Annotated in this window: 11 protein-coding genes; 4 read left to right on the forward strand and 7 right to left on the reverse strand. The window is 75.7% G+C overall.

Features of this window, described 5'->3' with window-relative positions:
• Positions 1 to 39 precede the first annotated feature (39 nt).
• The gene (locus tag AAG742_RS07610) at positions 40 to 1,440 is read left to right on the forward strand and encodes a zinc-dependent metalloprotease (RefSeq protein WP_298713792.1); all 1,401 of its coding nucleotides are present in this window, start codon (positions 40 to 42) and stop codon (positions 1,438 to 1,440) included.
• A gap of 14 nt (positions 1,441 to 1,454) precedes the next feature.
• Here the strand turns inward: AAG742_RS07610 and AAG742_RS07615 are convergent, their stop codons facing one another.
• Complete coding sequence (locus tag AAG742_RS07615; protein ID WP_343281972.1) at positions 1,455 to 2,189, reverse strand: M48 family metallopeptidase; 735 nt, start codon at positions 2,187 to 2,189, stop codon at positions 1,455 to 1,457.
• A 174-nt stretch (positions 2,190 to 2,363) separates the two neighbouring features.
• Here AAG742_RS07615 and AAG742_RS07620 point away from each other — a divergent pair, with 174 nt between their 5' ends.
• Complete coding sequence (locus AAG742_RS07620; RefSeq protein WP_298987339.1) at positions 2,364 to 3,149, forward strand: ThiF family adenylyltransferase; 786 nt, start codon at positions 2,364 to 2,366, stop codon at positions 3,147 to 3,149.
• A 66-nt stretch (positions 3,150 to 3,215) separates the two neighbouring features.
• Here the strand turns inward: AAG742_RS07620 and AAG742_RS07625 are convergent, their stop codons facing one another.
• The gene (locus AAG742_RS07625) at positions 3,216 to 5,345 is read right to left on the reverse strand and encodes an ATP-dependent DNA helicase UvrD2 (protein ID WP_298713798.1); all 2,130 of its coding nucleotides are present in this window, start codon (positions 5,343 to 5,345) and stop codon (positions 3,216 to 3,218) included.
• Positions 5,346 to 5,465: 120 nt separating this feature from the next.
• Between AAG742_RS07625 and AAG742_RS07630 the strand changes: the two genes are divergently transcribed.
• Complete coding sequence (locus tag AAG742_RS07630) at positions 5,466 to 6,653, forward strand: macrolide 2'-phosphotransferase (protein ID WP_298987336.1); 1,188 nt, start codon at positions 5,466 to 5,468, stop codon at positions 6,651 to 6,653.
• Here AAG742_RS07630 and AAG742_RS07635 read toward each other — a convergent pair.
• From AAG742_RS07635 to AAG742_RS07645, 3 genes are read right to left on the reverse strand one after another with little or no spacing between them, the layout of a single operon-like run.
• Entirely contained in the window at positions 6,628 to 10,107 is a 3,480-nt protein-coding gene (locus AAG742_RS07635) for an ATP-dependent DNA helicase (RefSeq protein ID WP_298713808.1), read from the reverse strand. The two genes, AAG742_RS07630 and AAG742_RS07635, sit on opposite strands and share 26 nt — an antisense overlap.
• Positions 10,095 to 13,562 carry a UrvD/REP family ATP-dependent DNA helicase gene (locus tag AAG742_RS07640; RefSeq protein ID WP_298713811.1) on the reverse strand — a complete coding sequence of 1,156 codons (3,468 nt, stop codon included), beginning with the start codon at positions 13,560 to 13,562 and terminating at the stop codon, positions 10,095 to 10,097. The genes AAG742_RS07635 and AAG742_RS07640 overlap by 13 nt, the downstream gene beginning before the upstream one ends.
• A gap of 30 nt (positions 13,563 to 13,592) precedes the next feature.
• Positions 13,593 to 14,069 (reverse strand): MGMT family protein, encoded by a 477-nt coding sequence (locus AAG742_RS07645; RefSeq protein WP_248117239.1) that lies wholly within the window; start codon positions 14,067 to 14,069, stop codon positions 13,593 to 13,595.
• A 66-nt stretch (positions 14,070 to 14,135) separates the two neighbouring features.
• On the opposite strand from AAG742_RS07645, the gene AAG742_RS07650 reads away from it, so the two are divergent.
• Positions 14,136 to 14,822 carry a 3'-5' exonuclease gene (locus AAG742_RS07650; RefSeq protein WP_298713814.1) on the forward strand — a complete coding sequence of 229 codons (687 nt, stop codon included), beginning with the start codon at positions 14,136 to 14,138 and terminating at the stop codon, positions 14,820 to 14,822.
• Positions 14,823 to 14,843: 21 nt separating this feature from the next.
• On the opposite strand, the gene hemL is transcribed toward AAG742_RS07650, so the two are convergent.
• Both hemL and hemB read right to left on the reverse strand, forming a co-directional pair.
• A complete protein-coding gene (gene hemL, locus AAG742_RS07655) occupies positions 14,844 to 16,172 on the reverse strand; it encodes a glutamate-1-semialdehyde 2,1-aminomutase (protein ID WP_298713817.1) in 1,329 nt (442 codons plus the stop codon).
• Positions 16,169 to 17,155 (reverse strand): porphobilinogen synthase, encoded by a 987-nt coding sequence (hemB, locus tag AAG742_RS07660; protein ID WP_298713820.1) that lies wholly within the window; start codon positions 17,153 to 17,155, stop codon positions 16,169 to 16,171. The genes hemL and hemB overlap by 4 nt, the downstream gene beginning before the upstream one ends.
• Between the last annotated feature and the right edge of the window lie 85 nt (positions 17,156 to 17,240).

Raw genomic sequence — 17,240 nt, forward strand, 5'->3', positions numbered from 1 at the left:
CGTGGGCCTGGCGCGAGGCCCGCGGATACGCTGTTCGGCATGACTGACCACCCGCAGACCCCCGGATCCGACGACGGCCGCGACCCCCTGGAGGACATGCTCCGGCAGATGTTCGGCGGGCAGGCCCCGGACGTCGAGGAGATCCGCCGCGCCATGCAGGGCATGGGCGGGACCGGCGGCATGCCCTTCGACCCCTCCCGGCTGGACCCCGCCATGATGCAGCAGGCCATGGCGCAGTTCCAGGCCATGATGAACCCGGGCGCGGGCTCCGAGGGCCCGGTCAACTGGACCCTGGCCAAGCAGGCCGCGCGCCAGGCGGTCGCGGGCGAGGACCCCGCCGTGGGCTCCTTCGCTCGCCGCGAGGTGGACGAGGCCCTGCGCCTGGCCGAGCTCTGGCTGGACGGCGTGACGGACACGGAGTCCACGGGGCAGATGGGGGCCGCGTGGTCCCGCGCCGAGTGGGTCGAGGCCACCATGGAGAACTGGCAACGGATGACCGGCCCCGTGGCCGTCTCGCTCGCGAACGCGATGTCCGCCGCCATCGAGCAGCAGCTGCCCGGCCAGCTGCCCGAGGGCATGGACCCCTCGATGCTGGGCGGCCTGCAGCCCATGCTCAAGAACATGGGCGGCACCATGTTCGGCCTCCAGCTCGGCGGCGCCGTGGGCGCGCTCGGCAAGGACGTGCTCTCGGGAACGGACATCGGCCTGCCGATCGCCGGCCACCGCCTGGCCATGATCCCCGTGAACATCGAGGAGTTCGGCGACGGACTCAGCGTCCCGGACGACCAGGTGCGCCTGTACCTCGCGCTGCGCGAGGTGGCCCGCATGCGCCTCTTCCTGCACTCCCCGTGGCTCGAGCGGGACCTGTTCGCCGCGATCGAGCAGTACGCGGCCGGCATCCGTCTGGACGTGAGCGGGATCGAGCGGGCCGCGGAGTCCGTGGACCCCATGCACCCGGAGTCCATGCAGGCCGTGTTCGACGGCGCCTCGTTCATCGCCGAGCCGGATGCCACCCAGCGCGCCGCCCTCGAGCAGCTCGAGCTGCTCATCGCCCTCGTGGAGGGCTGGGTCGACGTCGTCGTCGCCGAGGCGGCCACGCCGCTGGAGTCCGCGAGCGCGCTGCGCGAGACCATGAACCGTCGGCGCGCCTCCGGGGGACCCGCCGAGCAGGCGTTCGCCGCCCTCGTGGGCCTCGAGCTGCGCCCGCGCCGCCTGCGCGAGGCGGCCGCGTTCTGGGAGCACGTCACGGCCGAGCAGGGCAAGGAGTACCGCGAGGCGATCTGGCGCCATCCCGAGCGCCAGCCCACGGGCGAGGACCTCGACGACCCCACGGGCTACGCGGAGCGCCGCACGGCCGCGGACGCCTCCACGGACGCCCTCGACGACGAGCTGCAGCGGCTACTCGACGGCGGCTTCGGCGAGGCCCCCAAGGAGGGCTGAGCCCCGCGCCTGCCTCAGCCCCCCTCGACGTCGTCGCTCCAGCCCGGGGCGGCGACGTCGTCGTCTGCGGAAGCGGGCCCGGCGGCGAGGCCGCGGCCCTGCGCGTAGGTGACGCCGGCGAGGAACGCCATGGCCTCGGCGTAGCGGGGGTGGCGGGCGACGAGCCTCTGGAAGCGGGGCCCGTGGCCGGACTCGAGCAGGTGGGCCACCTCGTGCACCAGGACGGCCTCCACCACCCAGTCGGGCATGCCGTGCAGCTGCGCCGAGAGCCGGATGGTGCGCCGAGCCGGGGTGCACGATCCCCAGCGGTGCCGCTGCCGCGTGGACCACGTGACGCTCACCGGATCCGCCTCGCCCCCGTAGTGCTCGGCCGAGACGCGGCGCGCCCAGGCCAGCAGGGCGGCGTCGCCCGGGGCGGAGGCCCCGGGGTCGGGCGTGGCGGGCGAGGACGCCCCGGGCGTGGACGTGCGGGGACGGCTCGGATCAGGCCCGGCGCCTCCGTCGGTCGGCGGCGTGGGACCCGCGGGCGCCGGGGCCGCGCCCGCGCGCTCGACCATGCGGGAGATCCATTCCCGCTCCTCGGCGCGGGAGAGCCGGGCGGGGACGGAGACCTGCAGGCGGCCCTCGCGCCACACGGCGGACACGGTGCGCGTGCGCGCGGTGGAGCGCACGAGCCGCACCGGCGTGCCCTCCCAGTCCAGGTCGACGGTCTCGCGGACCGGGCGGGAGGCGGGGCGACGCGGCGGCATCACTCCATTGTGCGCGACGGCTCCGCGGATCCCTGTGGATGAGGCCCCCGCGGCGCCTCCCTCGTGACACCGTGGGGCCACGTCGAGCGATCGGAGACCTCCATGCCCCGCCCCCTCCCGCTTCCCGACGGCGAAGGCCGTCCCACCTCCTCCGCTCCTCCTCACGGCCCGCCCGTGGACTTCCCCGACGGCGTCCACGTCACGGGGCTCGGCCGCACCGGGCTGGCGATCGCCCTGCTCCTGGCAAGCCGGGGCATGGGCCCGCTCGCCCTGTGGGATCCCACGCCCGTGGGGGCGTCGGACCTCGGCACGGGCTACCGGCCGGCGGACCTCGGCCGGCCCCGTGCCGTCGCGGCCGAGCGGCGGATCCGCGAACTCCACCCGCGCGAGCAGGTGTTCGCCCACCATGGGCCGGAGGCCGTGCTCATGGGGACGGCCACCGTCTCGGTGACGCGCGGACGGATCGACGAATCGCTCGTGGCGCGGGCGCTGGCCGCCGAGCACCCGCTCCTGCCGGTGGTCGTGGACGAGGAGTCGGCCGTCGGGCCCTGGACGATCGCCGGATCCCCCGGGTGCGCCCTGTGCGAGCACGTCCGCCGCCCGGCGGAGGAGGCCGCCACCGGCCGCAGCCGCGACGCGGCGTGGGAGGACGGGCCGGGCGAGGAGGATCCGGAGAGTGTGCTCGGGGCACTGCGCACCGCCGTCCTCGTCCACGACCTGCTGGTCGCGGGCTCCTCCTCCCCCGCATGGCAGGGCGTCGTGCGCAGCTGGGCCTATGCGCTGGACGAGACCACCGAGGGCGTCCGCCCGCGGCACGGGTGCCCGTGCGACCCGGACGGGATGGCGGCGGACCTGGCCGCGCTCACCCGGGAGCTGAGCGGGGAGCTGCACCAGGAGTTCGGGGTGCTGCCCGGCTTCGGCGGGCCGCCGGACCTCGGGGAGCCTTCGTCGGGGGTCTGACCCGGGCGCGTGATCCGACCCCCCGGCATCTCGGGCGGGCATGGTGCCTCAGGCGGACCTGGTGACTCAGGCGGGCGCGGTGCCGTGGAGCAGCTCGAGCACGTCCGGGCCGTAGCGGTCCAGCTTGGCCTTGCCCACGCCCGGGACCTTGATGAGGTCGAGGGGGGTGGCCGGCATGGCCTCCGCGATCGCCACGAGGGTCGCGTCCGTGAACACCACGAACGCGGGCACCTTCCCCGCGCGGGCGGTGCTGGCGCGCCAGTCCCGCAGGGTGTCGAGAACGGCCTCGTCGTAGGTGGCCGGGCAGTCCAGGCAGCGGCCGACCTTGCGCTCGGCGCCCGTCTCGAGGGCCTTGCCGCACGTGCGGCACGTGGCCACGGTGGCGCCGCGCCGCCGACCGCGGGGTGCGCCTGCCCCGGACGCGGCGGCGGGGGCGTGCTCGCGGGTGCCGCCGAGGGTCGGGTCGATGTCCCGCAGGAAGCGGGAGGCCCGCCGCGAGGCGCGCCCGCCGGTGCCGCGGGAGAGCGTCCACGTCAGCGACAGATGCTGGCGGGCGCGCGTGATGCCCACGTAGAGCAGGCGGCGCTCCTCGTCGATCTCGGCGGGCGTGTCCGCGAAGGAGATGGGCATGAGCCCCTCGGACAGCCCCACCAGGAAGACCGCGTCCCACTCGAGGCCCTTGGCCGAGTGCAGGGAGGCGAGCGTGACGCCCTGCACCGTGGGGGCGTGCTGGTGCTGGGCGCGCTCGTCGAGCTCGGCCACCAGCTCGGTGAGCGTGAACTCGGCCCCGCGGGCGGCGGCCAGCTGGTCGGCGAGGTTCACGAGCGCGTGCAGCGACTCCCAGCGCTCGCGCGCCGCGCCCGTGGCGGCGGGCGGCTCGGCCGAGTACCCGAGGGAGGCCAGGACGTCCCGTGCACGGGCGGTCACCTCCTCCCCTGTGAGGCCCGGGTCGGCGCGTGCCGCGGCGCGCAGCTGCAGGATGCCGTCGCGCACCTCGCGGCGGGAGAAGAAGCGCTCGCCGCCCCGCAGCTGGTAGCCCAGTCCCGCCGCGGACAGAGCGGTCTCGAACGCCTCCGACTGGCCGTTCGTGCGGAAGAGGACCGCGATCTCGGCGGGCGGAGTGCCCCCGTCCACGAGCTCGCGGATCCGCTGGGCCACCCAGCCCGCCTCGGCCTCGTCGTCCGTGCACTCGGCGAAGACGACGTCGGGCCCCGCGGGGCGCTGCGAGGTGAGCTGGAGCGGCTCGGGCCAGTGCGGGAGCCGGCGGTCGCGCTGCCCCTCCGCCGTGCGCGCCGCGAGGAGCCGGTTGGCGGCCTCCACGATCTGGGGGCTCGAGCGGTAGTCGCGCACGAGCTTGACGACGGTGGCCTCCTGGTGGCGCTCGCGGAAGCCTGTGAGGAAGCGGGAGGTCGCGCCCGTGAACGAGTAGATCGTCTGGGAGGAGTCACCCACCACGCACAGGTCCGCGCGGTCCCCGAGCCAGAGGTCCAGGAGGCGGTGCTGCAGCGGGGAGACGTCCTGGTACTCGTCCACCACGAAGACGCGGTACTGGTCCCGGATCGTGGCCGCGATGCGCGGCTCCGTGGAGAGGATGCCCACGAGGATGAGCAGCACGTCCTCGAAGTCGATCATGTTGCGGGCGGTCTTGGCCTCCTCGTACCCCGTGTAGAGGCGTGCCACGGTGGTGGCGGTCCAGCCCGAGGGCATCTCCCGCTCCTTGGCCGCCTCGGCGTATCCCTCGGGAGCGTGGAGGGAGACCTTGGCCCACTCGATCTCGCCGGCGAGGTCGCGCAGCCCGGCGCGGTCCACGCTCATGCGCATGCCCTGGGCCACCTGGGTGAGCAGGCGCACCTTGTTCTCCACGAGCGTGGGCATCGGACCGCCGACGGCCTGCGGCCAGAAGTACTGCAGCTGGCGCAGCGCGGCGGAGTGGAACGTGCGGGCCTGGACGCCGTCCACCCCGAGGTCGCGCAGGCGCGTGCGCATCTCCGCGGCCGCGCGCGCAGTGAACGTCAGCGCGAGGGTGCGGTGGGGGTCGAACACCCCGGAGGCGACGCCGTAGGCGATGCGGTGGGTGATGGCGCGGGTCTTGCCCGTGCCGGCACCGGCCAGGATGCACACGGGGCCCCGGAGGGCGGTGGCGGCCTGCCGCTGCTCGGCGTCGAGCCCGCGGAGGATCTCATCGGGAGTGCTCATGCGGGACGAGTCCTCCTCGGTGTCCAGGGTCTGCGCGTCCGGCGACGTCCCACCGTACCAACCCGCGGACGCCGGTGCGCCCCACCGCGCTCGGGCGTGGGCGCGCATAGGGTGGACCCCGTGCACCGTCAGTCCCTCCACCTCGCAGCCCTGGCCGCCGCGGCCGTCCCCGGCCTGACCCCGGTCTCGGTGGTCGCCAGCCCGGACGACCCCGCGGACTTCTCCGCCGCCGTCGTCGTGGACGCCCAGCGCCAGTGGTGGCGCGTGCGCTCCCCGCGCACCCCGGAGGCGGGGATCCGCCTGGAGACCGAGCTGCAGGTGCTCGCCGCGCTCACCCCGCGCGTGCGCGCGGCCCTGCCCTTCCGCACGCCCTCCGTAGCCGGCGCGGTGCGCCTGGGTGGCCTGCGCACCTTCGTGTACCAGGACATGCCGGGCCGTCCCCTCCCCCTCGAGGACCTCGTCCCGCTCGGCGAGCCCGCGGTGCAGGACGTCGGCCGCGTCATCGCGGCCGTGCACACCCTGCCCTCCTCCGTGGTGGACCTCGCGGACCTGCCGGTCTACACGGCGGAGGAGGTGCGCAACCGCCGGCTGCATGAGCTGGACCAGGCCGCCACCACGGGTCGCATCCCCCCGGTGCTGCTGCGCCGCTGGGAGGAGGCCATGGAGGAGGAGGCCCTGTGGTCGTTCTCCCCGGTGCCGGTGCACGGAGACCTGCACGAGGACAACCTGCTCGTGGAGCGCGGCCGGGTGGTCGGGGTGACCGGCTGGACCGACCTGCACGTGGGCGATCCCGCCGTGGACCTCGCGTGGCTGGCCGCCGCCGAGGACCCCGACTTCGCCGAGCGCGTGCTGGACGCCTACCGCGGGCGGCGCGCCGACGCCGGAGCCGGTGACGACGGGGACGAGCACCTGATGCGCCGCGCCTCCCTCCTCGCGGAGTTCGCGCTGGCCCAGTGGCTGGTGCGTGGCGTGGACCGCCACGACGCGGACATGATCGCCGAGGCGGAGGACATGCTGGCCGAGCTGGCCGACGCCGTCCGGGGCCGCACGCACGGGAGCGCACCGGAGCACGCCGACGGCGAGGCGGCCGACGGCGAGCCGGCGGGCGACGCGATGGATGCCGACGACGAGGACGCCGACGGTGACGACGCGGGCCGCGAGCGCGAGCCGGACGAGGCCGACGACCAGACCGCCGCCCTCACCGTGGTGCCGGCTCCGGGCCGGGAAGCGGACCGGGCCGCCGCCCGGGGTGCTCGCCGGGCGCAGAGCCCCGGCGACGGGATCACGGGCGGTTCAGCGCCTCGGTGACGATGCGCTCGAGCTCATCCTCCCCCGGCAGGTGGGCGAGCGAGCGCTCGACGCCGTGCGCGACGTAGACGAAGCTCGCCCTGATGTTCTCGAGCGGGATCCCGTGCAGGCGTGACCACGCGAGCCGGTAGACCGCCAGCTGCAGGCCCTTGACCTCGAGGTCGCGGTCCGACGGCACCGCGCCCGTCTTCCAGTCCACCAGCTCCCACCCGGCCTCGGGATCGAGGGGCATCCCCTCGCGAGCTCCCGAGCAGTAGATGGCGTCCACGCGCCCGCGCAGGGTGATCCCGGCGACCGTGGTCTCCACCGCCGCCTCCACGAACGCGGGGGTCCGGTCCGCCCAGCGCGAGGACCGGAACCACTCCTGCATCGGGGCGAGGTCCAGGGCGTCGTCCACCCACTGGTCGGCGGCGTCCGAGGGGTCCTCGATGTCCAGCATGCCCGTCGCGCCGAACCGGTCCTCGAGCCAGGCGTGGAACGCCGTGCCGCGGCGCGCCGCGTGGGCGGGCGGACGCGGCATGGGCCGGCGCAGCTGCTCGGCCACCGCCTGCGGGTCCGCCGCCAGCTCACCGTAGAGCGAGACGGAGACGTGGCTCGGCAGCGCCACCTGGCCCCCGGTCCCGGCGATGTCCCGGCGCCGCAGCAGCACCCAGGCGAGCTCCCGGGCGATCTCCGGGTCCGCCTCGAGGTCCTCGGGGGCCGCGCCTCGGACGCGCGCGGCCGCGGACTCGACCGCGGCGCGCCGCGGCCGGGAGCGGGACGGGAGCTTCTCCCAGCGGTCCTCGTCCTCGGGGTCCTCCGGGTCAGCGACGGCGACCTCCGGCCCCGTCAGCGGGTCGAACGGCCACCAGGCGGCGAGCAGGCGGCCGGCCACGGGGTTCTCCTCCGTCAGCTCGAAGGGGTCCGGCTCGTGGCCGATCTCGATCCCGGGGAACGAGCCGGCGAGCGCGGCGACCTCCTCAAGGAACTCGGACGGCGCCGCGGGGTTCTTGTTCGTCCCCTTCCAGCGGGTGGTGCTCAGCCACAGCCGGCTCCGCGCGCGGGTGAACGCGACATACGCGAGCCGCCGCTCCTCCCGCCTCCCGTGGGCGTCCACGGCGATCTGGTAGGGCTCGGGCAGCCCCTCGGCATCCTTGGACGTGTAGGTCCTGCCGGCCGACTGCGCCCAGTCGCGCATGTTCTCAGCCCATCCGGCGTCCCACTGCGGCAGTGAGGCCGCGTCACCGCGCAGGGCCCACGGCAGCGCGCCGTTCGCGGGCGCGGTCCAGCGGTCGGACCGAGCCGAGGGGAACGAGCCCTCCATGAGCCCCGGCACCGCGACGACGTCCCACTCCAGTCCCTTGGACGCGTGGGTCGTGAGCACCTGGACCACCCCGGGGGCGGGCTCCCCGGCCTCGATGCCGAGGCCCTTCTCGTGCTCCTCCACCGACGCCGTCCAGGCGAGGAACGCGGAGAGGCCCGCCGCCGCCGTCGTGCCGGCGGCGAAGCCGCGTGCCGCGTCCTGGAACGCGTTGAGGTGGCGGCGGGCGGAGGCCCCGGACGCGTCGGGGCGCAGGGCCACCTCCACGTCCAGGCCGATCTCCCGCTCGACCTCGGCGATGAGCTCGGCGGGCTCCGCGTCCGCACGAGCGGAGAGGCGCCGCAGGAGGCGGTTGGCCTCGCGCAGGCGGCGCAGGCCCTCGTCCGAGAAGCCGCGCCCGCGGGAGCCAGTCCAGTCGAAGCCCTCCCGTGGCAGCGAGTCGAGGGCCTCCAGCAGGGCGGGGGCGTCGGTGTCCTCCTCGGGGCTCACGTCCGCGGCCTCGACGTCCGCCGCCCCCTCGGCTCCGGCGGCCCGCAGGCGGGAGACGAAGCGGGCGCGTTCGTGGAGCACCTCGAGGTCCGCGGGGCCGATGCGCCACCGGGGGCCGGTGAGCATGCGGACCACGTGGTCGTTGCGGGAGGGGTCGGCGAGGACGTGGAGGACGGCGAGCGCCTCGGAGACCTCGGGAAGGGAGAGCAGTCCCGAGAGGCCGAGGACCTCGTAGGGCAGGCCCGCCTCGTCGAGGGCCGCGAGCACCGGGACGAACTGCGCGCGCGTGCGGCACAGGACCGCCCGCGTGAGGCGGGTCCGGCCGTCGGGCGCGACGTCCGGCAGCGCCGCCAGCCGCTCCGCGAGCGCCCTCGCCTCCTCGTCCTGGGTGACGTGCCGGTCGATGCGCACCTCCCCCTCGCCCGCTCCGGGGCGGGGGCGGAGGGGTCGCAGCTCGATGGGCGAGCCTGCCCCCGCCTCCGCATGGACGACGAGCGGAGCCGCCACTGTGTTGGCCGCCTCCAGCACCGCCTCGTCGTTGCGCCACGCGACGGTCAGGTGGGAGACGTCCGCGTTGACGCGCCGAGCTCCGCCGTCGGGGAGCGCCTGGACCCGCGGGAAGGTGCCCGGGAAGGCGAAGAGCTGGCCGGCGGAGGCGCCGCGGAAGCCGTAGATGGACTGGTGGGGGTCGCCGACGGCCGTGACGCAGTGCCCGAGCCCGGGCGCGTCCGCCTCGGGGCCGGTGGGGCCGAAGAGCCCGGCGAAGATCTGCATCTGGGCGTGTGAGGTGTCCTGGAACTCGTCCAGCAGGACGACGGGGAAGCGACCGCGCTCCTGCTCCCCCGCACAGGGCACCTCCCGGGCGATCCGCGCGGCGTGGCTCAGCAGGTCGCCGAAGTCCATCGCGTCGCGCTCCTGCTTGGCCTCGTCGTAGCGGGCCACGAGGTCGGCCATGAGGGCCCGGTCCTCGAACGCCCCGATCAGCTCGAGGATCACGCCGGAGGGCTCCTTCATGCGGGCCGGGAGCGGGAGCCCCCGGCCCTGGGCGACGAGCGCCTCCAGGTGCGCACGGACGTCCTCGGGGGCCACGAGGTGCTCCGCCATGTCCCCCGCGAGGCGCAGCGCCTGGGAGATCAGCGTGGAGGGCCGGACGCCGAGGCGGTCCGCCACGATCGGATGGGACTCCACGACGCCGGCCATGATCCGGTGCGCGTCGGCCTCGCCGAGCAGCACAGCCTCGGGCTCCACGCCGATGCGCAGCCCGTGGTCGCGCACGAGCGCGCCCGCGTAGGAGTGGTACGTGGACACGGCGGCGCGGCCGAGGTCCTCCGGCTCGCCGTCGAACCCGGGGATCACGAGCCCGGAGCGCAGCAGGGCGTCCACCTTGTCGTTGATGCGGTGGGCCAGCTCGCCGGCGGCCTTGCGCGTGAACGTGACGCCGAGGATCTGGTCGGGCCGCGCGTGGCCGTTGGCCACGAGCCAGACCACGCGGTCGGACATCGTGGCGGTCTTGCCGGAGCCGGCGCCGGCCATGACGAGCCGGGGCGTGAGCGGAGCGGTGATGACCTCGGCCTGCTCGTCCGTGGGCGGATGCACCTTCAGGCGGGCGGCGATGTCCTCCGGCGCGTGGACCGCGGCGGGGACGTCCATGTTCAGCGGTTCCATTCGGTGACCTGCCTTCCTTCGGCGCAGAGGGGACAGACGGACGGCAGGGCGCAGCCGGCGGACCCGTCGTGGAGGGCGAGGAAGCGGGGCCCGACGGTCCGGCGGGCGGCCGTGAAGACCTGGTCGAGGGCCCAGCGGTCCTCGTCGGTCAGCGCGGCCTGCTCCTGCACCTTCGTCTTCTGGGTGCCCGCGCCGAGCTGGACGAGCGCGGCCCCGGCCGGGGCGGACGGCTCCGCCAGCTGCGCGAGGGCGGCCCGCAGCGCCGGGTCGGCCTCCGGGTCATCCCGCAGCACCGCCACCCCGTGCGCGCGCAGGGCGACCTGGTAGGCGGCGAGCTGCGGCTGGCGGGGCAGCTCGGCCGCCGACGGCGCGCGGCGGCCCGTCTTGAGGTCGACGATGTACGGGCGTCCGGCCGCGTCCACCTCGAGCCGGTCGATGACGCCGTTGATCAGCACCGTCAGTCCCGCCCACGTGAGTTCGGCCCGCATGGGCACCTCCTGGGCCAGGGCGCGCCGCCCCGCGGCCCGCACGACGGAGAGGTAGCCGAGGTAGGCCTTCGCCAGCTCGCGGGCCCGGGCGTGCTCGAGCTCGCTGACCCACCCCCCGGGCAGGCCCAGCTCCGGCAGGCGACGCTCGAGCTCGGCGCGCACGGCCTCGGGCGGGCCGTCCGGGTGGTGCTCGGCCACGGAGTGGACGAGGGTGCCCACGGACTGCGCCAGCGTCGCTCCAGCCTGGGACCCCACGTGGTAGAGCAGCCAGTTGAGGGGATTGGTCAGAGCAGTCTCCACGCGGGACGGCGAGAGGCGGACCGGGTGGTGGGCCACGTCCGTGAGGGCCTCCTCTGTGGACAGCGGCGCGAGGCCCCACCAGTGCGCGGGGTCTGCGGTCTCCACGCCGTCCGCGGCCAGCCGGGCGAGGGCCGCGGCGGCCGCCGCCGGATCCACGGCCCCGGCGCCTTCCTCCCCCTGCTCGAGGGCGCGGCGGAGCCGCGCGACGAGCGCGCCGGCCGTCAGCGGCGGCGCCACCTCCGTGAGGGGGCGGACGCCGCTCTCATCGTCGCCGGGTTCCGCGGGGGCCAGGAGGTCGAGGAAGTCGGAGGGCATTTCGTCCTCGTTCCGCACGGCGGTGGCGAGGACGCGGCGGCGCGCCCGGGAGACCGCCGCCGCCAGCATGCGCAGCTCGTCCTGCCGCGTCTCCTGCAACCGGGTGCGGTGGTCCGTCGGCCACGCGGAGGGGTCGGGCGCGAGCAGCAGGTCCGCGAGGTCCGTGGCGCCGAGCAGCTGGCCGCGCAGCCGCGTGTTGGGCCAGACGCCGTCCTGCAGGCCCACGACGATCACGGTGTCCCAGTCGCGACCGGCGGCGACGGCGGAGGCAGGGGTCAGCACGTGGACGGCGTCCCCGGTCTCCGCGCGGCGCGCGAGGGTGTCCATCGGCAGGTCCTGGGACTCCATGTACCCGCGGAAGTCCTCGGGCGAGGATCCGGGGAACTGGTCCACGAAGCGCTCCGCCACCTGGAACAGCGCCACGACGGCGTCCAGGTCTGCGTCCGCCCGCCGCGCGTCCCGGCGGGTGTCCGCCCCGTCCACCCGCCCGAGGGCGATCGAGCGCCAGCGGTCGGCCCGGCCGGAGGCCGACCACAGGGCCCAGAGCACGGTCTCGGCCGTCGCCCCGGGAGCGGCGGCCGCCTCGAGGCCGGCGCGGAACATCCACGCCACGCGCCGCAGGGCACGATGCCGCCCGGCCTCCTCTCCCGCGAGCGCCGGATCCGCGAGGGCGGCCACGAGCAGCTCGTCCGACGAGCGCCGCCCGCCGCGCGCCCGCTCAGCCCGCAGCAGGTCCTGGCGCAGCCGCCGCACGTGCAGCGCCGTGGCCGCTCCGTAGCGCCCGGTCAGCAGGCCGACGAGCTCCTCAGGGTCCAGCACGGAGACGACGTCGGTCTGGGGGTCCCCCGCCAGGGTGGCGCAGGCGCCCAGGAGGGTCAGCAGCGGGGCCACCGCCGGCTCCTCCTTGAGCACGGTGCCCGACGCGTCGCGGGTGACCGGCACGCCCTCCGCCTCGAGATGCCGGGCGAGCGCCGCGACGCGGGAGCCGGAGCGGGCCACCACGAGGAGCCGGTCCAGCGGCACGGACTCCTCGTGATGCACCCGCAGGACCCGCTCGAGGACGAACTGGTCCTCGTCCGCCCGCGAGCGCACGACGTGGCCGCGCACCTCGCCGCCCTCCTGTGCCGGCAGCGCCGTGCGCCGGGCCCGCTCGACCGGCTCGTGCCGCTGCCGGACCCGCCGGGCCACCCGCAGGTATCCCTCGAGCACGCCGGCCGCCATGCGGTGCCCCTGGGCCAGGACGACGGTCCGCTCCCCCGGCGTCGGCGACGCCGGGGCGCCCGGCACGGGAGCCGGGTCCAGGGCGGTGGGGTACTCGCGGACGAGGTCCGGGCGGGCGCCGCGGAATCCCTCGACCGTGGTGTCGGGGGTCGCCGTGAGGAGGACGTCCCTGCCGACGCCGAGGACGCGGAGGAGATCGTGCACGGCGGGGGTGGCCTCCTGGAGGTCGTCCACCACGAGGGCGCTCAGCCGGGCGCGTTCCGCCCGGGCGAACTCGACGCCGGCACGGTCCCGCTCCGGGTCCTCCGGGAACCGCTCCGTCAGGACGAGCACGGCGGCGCGGATGAGGCCGGCGGGGTCGAAGGCCTCCGCCATGCCCAGGTCCAGGCGGTCCCGGTAGTCCTGGACGAGGACGGCCGCCGCCTCCCACGCCGGCCGCCGGTGCACCTCGCCCAGCTCCTGCAGGCGGCCGGGCTCCACCCCGAACTCGCTCATGCGGTCCACCAGCTCGCGCACCTCACGGCGGAACCCCCGCGTGCCCACAGCGGGGACGACGTCGGCCGGCCACTCCGGACCTGCCGCGTGGCCCTGGGCATAGCCCTCCAGGAGCTCGGCGATCACCGTGTCCTGCTCGGCGCCGGACAGCAGCCGCGGGGCGTTCGCCAGGTGCCGGAGGGGGCCCGTGACGCGGGCGCGGCGGAGCAGGTCGAACGCGTAGGACGCCCACGTGCGCACCGGCGTGACGGCGCGCGTGCCGTGCCCCGTGGCCTCGAGGCGCTCGGTCAGGGCGTCGCGCAGACGGGCCGCGGCGTCCCGGCTCGGCGCGAGGACCAGGAGGGACTCGGCATCCGTCCCCGCCTCGAGCCGCCGCGCGGCGTACTCCACGGCCGCGGTGCTCCGCCCCGTGCCGGGCGCACCGAGCACGAGGACGGCCCCGTGCCCGGGGGCGAGGCCCGCCACGGCCTCCTGCGCGGGGGTGAGCTCGACCGTCTCCGCCCGCTGCCGCCCTTCGCGGACGAGGAGGGCGTGCACGGGCGGCGCAACGGGCTCCTCGGCCTCGTCCGCCGCGAGGATCGCGGCCTCCTCGAGCGCCCCGTCCGGGGCGGCTGCGGCGTGCTCGTGTGCGCTCATGGGGTCATCCTCCCATCGGCGCGGGACAGGTTAAGGGGTGCGCCCGCTTGCCGGGCTGATGCTCCCGCGGCCGTGGTCCACGCGCGCCGCGAGGTCGGCGATCGCCGCGAGCGCGGGGCCGTCGCCGTCGTCGTGGGGATCCCAGGCGGCACGGGCCAGGTCCACACGCGGCAGCCCGCCGGCGGCCGGGCGCAGCGGCGTGCCCTCGCGATCGCGCTCGGGCGCGGCGCGGGCGGCGAGGTCCCCGGGCAGGGACCCGTCGGCCCGCACGACGCGCCACCACGGGGTACCCGGATCCGCCTCGGCCATCGCGCGTCCGGCCAGTCGCGCGCCGCCGCGGCCCAGGATCCGCGCGAGCGCCCCATAGGACACGGCACGCCCCGGGGGCACGAGGCACGCGACGGCGGCGAGCGCCTCCGCCACCGTCAGCGGACCCTCGGGTGGCGCGGCAGGGAGGGGAGGAGCGCGGCGCGGCGGAGCGGGGCGCGGGACGGCGGCGGAGGACACGAGCCCATCCTGCCCGCCCGCCTGAGGGTGCTTCGCGCGTCCGGCTCCGGCGGTAGCGTGGCGGACGTGAATTGGCATGAGCAGATCCGAGCCGGGTTCGACCTCGAGACCACGGGCAGAGACCCCCAGCAGGCGTTGATCGTGACGGCCACCATCGTGATGGTGGACGCCTCGGGCGCGGCCGCGTCCGCCGCCGAGTGGCTCCTGGACCCGGGCGTCCCGATCCCGGACGAGGCGGCGCAGGTGCACGGTGTCACCACGGAGCGGGCCCGCGCCGAGGGCATGCCCGCGGCGCAGGGGGTCATCGAGATCACGGAGACGCTGCGGGACCTCTTCGCTGCCGGCATCCCGGTGATCGCGTTCAACGGGGTGTACGACTTCACGGTCATGGACCGTGAGGCGCGGCGGCACGGCCTGACCCCGCTCGACGCCGCACCCGTGATCGACCCCTACGTGCTGGACAAGCAGCTGGACCGCTACCGCAAGGGCAAGCGCACTCTCACCGCCGTCTCGGAGCACTACGGCGTGCAGCTGGAGGACGCGCACACCTCGGCCGCGGACGCGCTCGCCGCCGTCCAGGTCGCGGACCACCTGGCCCGCAAGTACCCCGCAGTCCAGATCGAGCTGTCGGAGCTGCACGCGAGGCAGGCCCAGTGGAAGGCCGAGCAGGCCGCCAGCTTCGAGGAGTACCTGCGCCGGAAGGATCCGGCGGCCACGGTCTCGCGGGAGTGGCCGGTCGAGCCCGGCACCTGACCCTCGGAGCTCGGACCGCTTTCAGCCCTGCGGCGTCGCGGCCGCGGCCGCCCTCACCGCGCCGGGAAGGGCCTCGAGGACCGTGCCGATCGCGGCGTCGTCGTGCGCCGCCGAGACGAACCAGGCCTCGAAGACCGACGGCGGCAGGTACACGCCCGACTCCAGCATCGACTGGAAGAACGGGGCGTAGCGGAACACCTCCTGGCCCTGCGCGTCGGCGTAGTCCTTCACGCCGCCCTTCGACGTCCCGAACGCCACGGAGAAGAGCGTCCCGGCGCGCTGGATCGAGTGGTCCACGCCCTCCGCGTCGAGCGCGGCCACGAGGCCCTCGCGGACCGCGTCGGAGGCGCGCTGCACGGCGGCGTACACGGCGTCGTCGGCGCTGCTCAGCGTCGCGTACCCGGCGGCCATCGCCACCGGGTTCCCGGAGAGCGTGCCCGCCTGGTACACCGGGCCGAGCGGGGCCAGGTGGTCCATGATCGCGGCCGAGCCGGCGAGCGCGGCGACGGGCATGCCGCCGCCGATCACCTTGCCGAAGCACCAGATGTCCGGGGTCCAGCCCTCGGGCTCCCCGCTGAGGCCCCACGCGCCGCGGCTCGTGGCGCGGAAGCCGGTGAGGACCTCGTCCCAGATCAGCAGCGCACCGTGACGCTGCGTGATCTCGCGCAGGAACGCGTTGAAGCCGTCCTGCGGCTCCACCACGCCCATGTTGCACGGCACGGCCTCGGTGATCACGGCGGCGATCTCGGACCCGCGCTCGGCGAACGCCTTCTCCAGCTCCTCGCGGGAGTTGTACGTGACCACGAGGGTCTCGGAGGCGGCGGCCTCGGTGACGCCGGCCGAGCCGGGCAGTGCCGCCGTCGCGACGCCGGAGCCGGCGGCGGCCAGCAGGCCGTCGGAGTGGCCGTGGTAGCAGCCGGCGAACTTCACGATGAGGTTGCGGCCGGTCACCCCGCGCGCGAGGCGCAGGGCGGTCATGGTGGCCTCCGTGCCGGTGGACACGAAGCGCACGCGCTCCACGGGGACCTTCGAGGCGATCAGCTCGGCGAGCGCGGTCTCCGACTCGGTGGAGGTGCCGAAGCTGAGGCCGCGGTCCACGGCGGCGTGCACGGCCTCCAGCACGGCCGGGTGGCCGTGGCCGAGCAGCATGGGACCCCACGAGCAGACGAGGTCCACGTACTCGCGGCCCTCGACGTCGTAGAGGTACGGCCCCTGCGCGCGCTCCATGAAGCGGGGCGTGCCGCCGACGGAGCCGAACGCGCGCACCGGCGAGTCGACGCCGCCGGGGATGACGGTCTGGGCCGCGGCGAACGCGGCGGCGTTGGTGGTGCGGGGGGTGCGGGTGCTCACAGGGAGCCCTCCTTCATCCAGCGGCCGAGCTCGGCCGCCCAGTAGGTCAGCACGGTGTCGGCGCCGGCGCGCCGGATGGAGAGCACGGACTCGGTGATCGCGGCGCGGCGGTCGATCCAGCCGTTCGCGGCGGCGGCCTCGATCATCGCGTACTCGCCGGAGATCTGGTACGCGGAGACCGGCACGTCGGCCATCTCGGCGACATCGCGCACGATGTCCAGGTAGCTCATGGCGGGCTTCACCATGACCATGTCCGCGCCCTCCTCGAGGTCGAGCGCCACCTCCAGCATGGCCTCGGTGCGGTTCGCCGCGTCCATCTGGTAGGTCTTGCGGTCGCCCTGCAGGGCGGAGTCGACGGCGTCGCGGAAGGGGCCGTAGAACGCGGAGGAGTACTTCGCGGCGTACGCGAGGATCGCGGTGTCCTCGTGGCCGGCGTCGTCCAGGGCCTCGCGGATGACGCGCACCTGGCCGTCCATCATGCCGGAGGGGCCCACGACGTCGGCGCCCGCCTCGGCCTGCGCGACGCCCATACGCCCGTAGATCTCCAGGGTGGCGTCGTTGTCCACGGCGCCGTCCTCGCGGAGCACGCCGCAGTGGCCGTGGTCGGTGAACTCGTCCAGGCAGAGGTCGGACATGACGACGAGCGCGTCCCCCACCTCGGCCTTCACGTCGCGGATGGCGGCGTTGAGCACGCCCTCAGGGTGCAGGGAGGCGGAGCCGGTCGCGTCGCGCGTGGCCGGGACGCCGAACAGCATGATGCCGCCCAGGCCCAGCTCGGCGGCCTCGGCCGCGGCCGCCTTGAGCGAGTCGGTGGTGTGCTGCACCACGCCCGGCATGGACGCGATGGGCTGCGGCTCGGCCACGCCCTCCTTGATGAAGGCCGGCAGGATCAGCTCGGCCGGGTGGAGGCGGGTTTCGGCGACCAGGCGGCGCATGGTGGCGGACTGGCGCAGACGGCGGGGGCGCTGGTGGGGGAACGACATGGCCTCGAGTCTAGGCCGTGGGCCGGACGCGGCACGGGTGCGCGGTCCCCCTCAGGACGCCGCCCGGGCCGCCGACGGCGAGGGC

It is taken from the genome of Micrococcus sp. 2A, assembly GCF_039519235.1.
Taxonomy (GTDB): Bacteria; Actinomycetota; Actinomycetes; order Actinomycetales; family Micrococcaceae; genus Micrococcus.